Raw genomic sequence first — 5,158 nt, 5'->3', positions numbered from 1 at the left:
GGGCAATGTTGTTGCCAAGTAACCTCTAGGAGGATGTTATGAGAACTGTTACCGGACTTTTTGACGATTACGCAGACGCAAGTTCCGCCGTCAGTGAACTCGAAGCTCAGGGCGTACCATCCAGCGATATCAGTATCGTTTCCAATAACGGCGATCGGCGGCACGAAGAGTCGAATGCCGCAGAAGGGGCCGGAACTGGCGCGGGGATCGGTGCGGTCGTCGGCGGCGCGGGCGGCCTGCTCACCGGCCTTGGCTTGATGGCCATTCCGGGCGTCGGTCCGGTCGTTGCAGCTGGCTGGCTTGCAGCGACTGCAGCGGGCGCGGCAGCCGGTGCGGTTGCAGGTGGGGCCGCTGGCGGGATTATTGGCGCACTGACGAGCTCCGGCGTCCCGGAACGAGATGCCCACTTCTACGCGGAAGGCGTCCGCCGGGGGGGCACCCTCGTCACCGCAAAGGTAGATGACGCCTTGGCGCCGGAGGCTGAAGCCATTCTCAAACGGTCGAATTGGGTCGAACAGACAGAACGTCGCGCCGCGTACGAGAAGCAAGGATGGACGCATTTCGACGAAACGCTGTCGCCCTACGAGGCCGAACAGATCGAACAGGAACGGCTTCGCTATCGCGGCAATGGTATGTGAGAGTTTCAGGAGGGGCGCTACGGTGGCGCCCCTCTAGTGACGCCCGATACCACCTTTGATAAAGATCTCGTACACCAGAAAATTGCCGCGATTAATTCAACGGTCTGCGGCAGAGATTTCATTCCACCCGCTCTAATTAGTATGCAGAATTCGTAAGCGGAACAGCCAGTCGGCCGTAAGTGCCACTTGCCCCTTCGTGATATCTCTCGGCATGCAAACCTTGCAATTTCGCCCGGATCCCCTTTCGGTACCGTCCGTTCACGCAAGGAATATTGCAAACCAAGTTTTAATAATTACCGTCAATTATAATGTGGCGCGGCTTGTACAGCGTCCGCGCGCCCGCGTCGGAGACACTGACATTTTCCGAAACTTTTCATGATCGTCACCTTGTCTACAATATTTGCGGCCATGCTGATCACAGTGATTGCAGCGCAGACAATTGGTTCGCAAGTTCGGACAGCGAAGTAACGCACGCCCCTGGCATAATTAATAAACTCTAACTGCGATCGTGACATTGCGTCGCGCAGGTATACACAGATTCAGGTCGAATTTTTCGTCACTAACGTCCATTTCAGATGCTCGTTTCAATCCTCACCTTGCTTGTCATTTTCATGCCCGTCTACCCGTTCTTCAAATGGGTTCATCATGACGCGCAAAATGCGGGCACATCCTCAAAATCGCACCAGGCCAGCCGCGGCCTGGAACGACACTAATTTCGCGCGGCCGCTCTCCTGTCGATGATGAAAAATTTCCCCGCGCCTGCATTTAAGATCCCGAAAGCCTCCGCTCGACCTAGGCATGGCGCAGGACTGCCGTCATTGCCGGACGATCCAAGTTGGGCGAAAATCTTATGGCGTCTCGACCTCGCCGAACGAAGTGAACGACATGAGCGGAAGGTAGCTTGCTCTCAGGGGCGCCACCCGCATGGCGCCGCTATCGGACATCCGTTTCTCTCCCTCCCAGCCCGTTCATTAGCGCGTTTATCAGAAGAAGCGGCTGCCAGTCTCCATCCATTGACCTCATGGAACCTCATTGCCGACGAGTCGTTTTGTTTTTGCGAGAGGGCCACGTCGCCATGTTTTCTCGGGGCCCACGAAAACAAGGAGAAAAATCATGGTGAGCGGCCAACTGAAAGCATTGCTGGGTGTACTTGCGGTAGCAGGCTATCAGAATAGGGAGAAAATCGCGGAATTTCTGAGGGGGTTGAACGCGCAGCAGTCCGCCGAAGCCAACCGGGATAAAGGATCGGCCTCACCGCGGTCGGGCGGCGGCGACCTATTCGGCAAGCTCGGTGGCGGCAGGGACTCCGGCGGCATCGGATCCATTTTCGACGGGCTCACCTCAGGAGGGATTTTAAGCGGTGGTCTGAGCGACCTTCTCAAGACGTTCCAACAAAACGGCTTCGGGCAGAAGGCGGAATCCTGGATCAAGCCAGGGGCAAACGACGACATCAACGCCGACGAACTCTCAGAGGCGATCGGGCCGGAGGTCCTCGATGAATTGGCCGCGAAGACACGTCTGTCGCGTGAAGAGATATTGGCGCGTCTTAGCAAGGATCTACCGCAAGCTGTCGATGAACTGACGCCAGATGGGACCATTCCATCCGACCAGCAGGTTCCGAAGCCCTGATACAAATCGTTGCTGGACAGCACTGACACGCTGTGGGCTGCTTGATCTGTTGAGTAAATGCTGGCCGCGTGAGGTCGGCATACAAGATATTGCGGACGCTTTTCACTCTCTGGAGCAACAGGAAAATGGAGGCGGCAGGCCCGATTTCCGCTAATCAGGAAACATCGGTCAAAACGCCGCGGTTCTCACCGCCACCGTAAACCCTTCGCGGAACTTGCCTGCAACCAGGTGGCTGGGCGGGCGACATGGAGCCCAAAGGCGATGGACGGGTTTGGAGATTGGTGCCCGGCACCATTGCCCGGAAAATAAATGTGTTGCAAGGTGCCGCCGATGGATGGGGGTACAAATCCATGAAGCAACCGCATATGCAAGTTGCCCAGGTTCTGATGAAGGGCGCGGGCTTTTATTCATGGTGTCTCCGAGAAAACAGCCTGACTGCTGACAAGGCTTTTTCACAGATATATGAAATCGACGAAGGAGAACTCGCGCGCGGTGTTCCAGTTGAGTTTATTCTTGAACGTATCGTGGAGGAAGATCGGCCACGGCTGGCCGCTAGAATTCATGAAGTCATTCTGGGGGGTGAACCACTCGTCTCGCCGTATGCAATCGAGTGTCCCAGCGGACGTCGAAAATCTCTTCTGAGTATGGGCTCCTGCTCTCGAGACCTGGACAATCTTCCTTCAATCTATTCCGGGGTCGTACTCATTGAGCAGACCGCTGAGACGAAACTCGAGACGGGTCATCTGGAATCGCAAATAACATCCGCTGTAAAAATCGCCAGGAATGCGGGGCTTGAGCTCACCGAACGATACCTTTTTTCGGCGCTGAGATCGATGTCGTCTTCGGAGCTTCAAACGTGAACGGAGGGCGCGTAATGAGCAGCTTCTGACACCAGCGAGGAGAACGTGAGCCGTACGGCAACCGGCCTTCTGACCTTTTCATGCGCTTCTGGCACTCGCCCACCGCGTTCGTAGGTAGTGCGCGAGTGCGGTGCTTTCGCGGCAGAAACACAGATTTCTTTCTTTTCTCGGCTTCACTGTAACGACGCCGTTTGAAACCATTGGCGCGTGTAGGCGCCTTGACGAAAACCGAACTCTGGCCTGCAACGAAAGACATCGTCGACAGCAGAACATGCTGACACGGCTTGCGGCCGACAGTCTTTATTTAATCAGGGCGTATTTCATTTAATCAAGCAACAGGCGTAAAAACGCGCGCTTAATTTACCCGCCGGCATTAATTGCTGACGTAATCAAGGTGACATAGGCGGACGGTCCCTTGTTGATGCCTTTCACGGACTGGCCGTTGGTTTTATTTTTGACCTTCTACTATCTACTATCCAGCTCCACAGTATCGCCTGCTCAAAACGCTTCAAGAAACGGGCGGCATATATTGTCATGCGGGATGAGCATGTCGCGGAAGAGCTTGAAGCCTTTCCGCGACAAGTTTTTGCAACTGCCAGAGATTTCGATCGAAAATGTTGCGCTCCGAGAGATCAAGAACCGTGCGATGCAGATATTCCGCGCAGGAACCGGCCGGCCCGCACGCCTGGGCGATCAGCGCGGCGGCCTCATTGAGAGGCACCTTGTATGTCAGCGGCGACTGCTTAGGGCTTGCCCAGAACGTTAGTACCCGACGGGCGCCCGCCGGCGTCTTGACCGTGACCCAACGTACCATGTCAGACACCTCAGCATACCGGATTTCGCGCGCCAGAAGGTTCCGGAGATCTCGTTTCTTTGTAGCACATGGAAGCTTGAGAACCACGCCGGAACAGCTTCCCCCTGGCTGAAGGGCGAGCATCAGACCCGGCGCGTCCGAGGTGGCACGAAGCCGTTCGATCCTTAGCGAGAACGCACGATGCCAACCGTGGACGACGGCGTTTTCCATGCCCGCCACTTCAAATCCGGGGTTCCACATCAATGAGCCATAGGCGAATATCCAGATTTCCTCTTCGCCAGCTTGCTTCTCTACCCGTTGGACAAGCTCGTCGAGTTGCTCGGGCGAGATTGGCGTCCAGTCTGGCTCCGGGCCTTCCTCTTCGACGACTCTGAACGACCTGGCAACGAGTTCCGAGGTCAGATGCAAGGTTGCTGGCGATCGTGTTTTGACGGAAGATGGTCTAGGCATTCGGAAAACCTGTCCTAAGATGTTCGCGGCCGAGTTCACCGGTGGCGTTTGGAGCGGCTGCTGCCTTATGAGGCGGGCGGCACGTCGACCACCGCGCGGAACGTGATCTCCACGATCTGTTCAGGGAATGCCAGCGCGCCCACTCCGATCAGGTTGCTTGCTACCGGCGGCGTATCTGTACCGTACATCTCCTTGCGGACCTTGGCTCCGGCTGCGAACGCGCTCGGGATGTCGAGAACAAAAAGTGTCTCTTCCACAACGTCATTGAGAGAGGCGCCGAATTCGGCGAGCAGCTTCCTGGCATTGACGTAAGTCTGACGGATCTGGTCTTCCATCCGCGTGAAGTCGGCTGGCCGGCCTCCGGCGTCAAGGGTGGCGGGCGCCACGAGCTTTCCATCGCCATCGTGGCTGAGCTGTCCCGAGATATAGATCGTGTCCTTGATCTGGACAGCCTGCGCATATCCGAAAGCCTGCTCCCAGGCCACGCCGTGGTTTACGATTTTCCTGACAGATTCGGTCGTCGACATGATTAGTTTCCAATCGTGAAGTAGCGCTTTCCGCGCGTATGGGTATCTGAATTTGGGAGACGGCGGGTATGGGGGAACGACAAGTTCCCGCGATGTGGTTAGGACCGGATGAAGGCCAGGAGATCGGCGTTCAGCACATCGGCATTGACGGTGAGCATGCCATGCGAGAAGCCGGGATAGGTCTTCAGTGTGCCGTTTTTCAGCAGCTTCACCGATTTCAGGGCGGAGTCGGCGATCGGA

5 protein-coding genes and 1 pseudogene are annotated in these 5,158 nt (G+C 56.3%); 3 read left to right on the top strand and 3 right to left on the bottom strand.

All coding sequences use genetic code 11. From position 1 onward, the window contains the following. Positions 1-38 precede the first annotated feature (38 nt). The 3 genes from DOU54_RS13395 (at position 39) to DOU54_RS13385 (ending at position 3,127) form a co-directional block, all read left to right on the top strand. On the top strand, positions 39-638 hold the full coding sequence (locus DOU54_RS13395) for a general stress protein (RefSeq protein ID WP_113731401.1): 600 nt from the start codon (positions 39-41) through the stop codon (positions 636-638). A 1,113-nt stretch (positions 639-1,751) separates the two neighbouring features. After that, positions 1,752-2,267, top strand: a complete 516-nt coding sequence (locus DOU54_RS13390) for a YidB family protein (RefSeq protein WP_113731400.1) — start codon at positions 1,752-1,754, stop codon at positions 2,265-2,267. 245 nt (positions 2,268-2,512) lie between these two features. Next, positions 2,513-3,127, top strand: a complete 615-nt coding sequence (locus DOU54_RS13385; protein WP_286079904.1) for a PAS domain-containing protein — start codon at positions 2,513-2,515, stop codon at positions 3,125-3,127. Positions 3,128-3,659: 532 nt separating this feature from the next. Here the strand turns inward: DOU54_RS13385 and DOU54_RS13380 are convergent. From DOU54_RS13380 to DOU54_RS28085, 3 genes and pseudogenes are all read right to left on the bottom strand, one after another. Continuing rightward, a complete protein-coding gene (locus tag DOU54_RS13380) occupies positions 3,660-4,391 on the bottom strand; it encodes a gamma-glutamylcyclotransferase (RefSeq protein WP_022557529.1) in 732 nt (243 codons plus the stop codon). A gap of 65 nt (positions 4,392-4,456) precedes the next feature. After that, positions 4,457-4,918, bottom strand: a complete 462-nt coding sequence (locus tag DOU54_RS13375) for a RidA family protein (protein WP_037094991.1) — start codon at positions 4,916-4,918, stop codon at positions 4,457-4,459. Between the two features lie 98 nt (positions 4,919-5,016). After that, positions 5,017-5,158: pseudogene (locus DOU54_RS28085) on the bottom strand (alpha/beta fold hydrolase); the annotation flags it as partial.

The sequence above is a fragment of the Agrobacterium sp. MS2 genome, from assembly GCF_003261015.1.
GTDB lineage: Bacteria > Pseudomonadota > Alphaproteobacteria > Rhizobiales > Rhizobiaceae > Agrobacterium > Agrobacterium pusense.
Note: the sequence above shows the minus strand (reverse complement) of the source record. Positions and strands in the feature narration are given on the sequence as shown.

Coding starts and splice junctions, on each gene's coding strand:
- DOU54_RS13395 (WP_113731401.1), top strand. CDS start 39: ATGAGAACTGTTACCGGACTTTTTGACGATTACGCAGACGCAAGTTCC.
- DOU54_RS13390 (WP_113731400.1), top strand. CDS start 1,752: ATGGTGAGCGGCCAACTGAAAGCATTGCTGGGTGTACTTGCGGTAGCA.
- DOU54_RS13385 (WP_286079904.1), top strand. CDS start 2,513: ATGGAGCCCAAAGGCGATGGACGGGTTTGGAGATTGGTGCCCGGCACC.
- DOU54_RS13380 (WP_022557529.1), bottom strand. CDS start 4,391: ATGCCTAGACCATCTTCCGTCAAAACACGATCGCCAGCAACCTTGCAT.
- DOU54_RS13375 (WP_037094991.1), bottom strand. CDS start 4,918: ATGTCGACGACCGAATCTGTCAGGAAAATCGTAAACCACGGCGTGGCC.